Origin of the sequence: Pseudomonas parakoreensis (assembly GCF_021602155.1) — a bacterium.
GTDB lineage: Bacteria > Pseudomonadota > Gammaproteobacteria > Pseudomonadales > Pseudomonadaceae > Aquipseudomonas > Aquipseudomonas parakoreensis.
In genome coordinates this window covers 1-1,236 of the sequence record NZ_BQHY01000060.1, presented here as the reverse complement: position 1 = coordinate 1,236, position 1,236 = coordinate 1, and the positions used below count along the sequence as shown (strand labels likewise).

General features: G+C 56.8%; 1 protein-coding gene. It reads right to left on the bottom strand.

Features of this window, described 5'->3' with window-relative positions; all coding sequences use genetic code 11:
• Positions 1-8: 8 nt before the first annotated feature.
• Positions 9-1,171, bottom strand: a protein-coding gene (locus L6D63_RS28345; RefSeq protein ID WP_131671992.1) for an IS3 family transposase whose coding sequence is annotated in 2 segments (ribosomal slippage) — positions 9-916 and positions 916-1,171 — 1,164 coding nt in all. Because the reading frame shifts where the segments join, the coding sequence is not laid out codon by codon here.
• Between the last annotated feature and the right edge of the window lie 65 nt (positions 1,172-1,236).

The window sequence follows — 1,236 nt, the reverse complement described above, 5'->3', positions numbered from 1 at the left end:
TGTAGTGGTCAACTCATCCCGGACACGGTTTTGAGTTTTTCTTCAGCTTTCGCCGGAGCCAGTCCATCGTTGAAGTGATGGGGTCGGATCCAGTTGTAGTGGCCCATCAGGTACTGGCTAATGTCTCGTTGAGCTTGCTGCCCGGTCAGGTAGCCCGTGGTCGGTATCCACTCTGATTTCAAGCTGCGAAATACTCGCTCCATCGGCGCATTATCCCAGCAGTTGCCTCGGCGGCTCATGCTCTGGCGCATGCGGTAGCGCCACAGTCTCTGGCGGAACTGACGACTGCCATATTGCGATCCCTGGTCGGAGTGAAACAGTAGCCCTTGAGGCTTTCCGCGTTGTTCGTAAGCCACGTCCAGCGCTTTGACCACGAGATCTGCGTTCGGCTTTTCTGATAAGGCCCAGCCCACCACTCTGCGTGCATAGAGATCCAGGACAACTGCCAGATAGTGCCATTTGCCCTGCGCCCAAACGTAAGTGATGTCGCCACACCAGACCTGATTTGGCGCTTCGACATCAAACGCTCGGTTCAAGATGTTCGGAATATCTGGCCGCTCCACTGTGGCCTTTTTGTACGCATGCGATCCTGGCTGCTTGCTGACCAACGCCAGCTCACGCATCAGGCTGCGCACCTTGAACCGTCCGATTTGCTCACCTTCTTCTTGCATCATTGCCTTGATGCTACGGCTGCCGGGTGCACTTCGCCCTCGCGTGAACAACTCATTCACTCGACTGCGCAACCGCAGTCGCTCAACGTCCGGAGTTCGCCTTCTGTGACGATGTGCGTAGTAACTTGAGCGAGTGACTTCAAACACTTCGCACAAACAATCAACGGGCTCATGGTCGCTGAGCTGGCGGATCAGCGCGTACGCTCGAGATCTTCCGACATCAAGAGCGCGGTAGCCTTTTTTAGTATCGATTTCTCGCGTTCAAGGCGCGTGATCCGGGCTTCCAACGCTTGGATTTTTTGCTGCTCTGGCGTCAGCGCTTTGCTGGCCGGCGTGATGCCGCCGCGCTCTTGCTGAAGCTGATTAACCCACCGACGCAGGGCCGATTCCACCAAGCCGAGCGAACGGGCCGCTTCGGCATGGCTGTAGCCTTGATCGAGCACCAGGCAGGCGGCTTCGCGCTTGAACTCAGGGGTAAACGTACGGCGTTGTTTGGTCATCGGACACCTCTCTGTGGCGAGCATTCTCGCCTAAATGGGTGTCCGGGGTTAGTAGACCACTACAC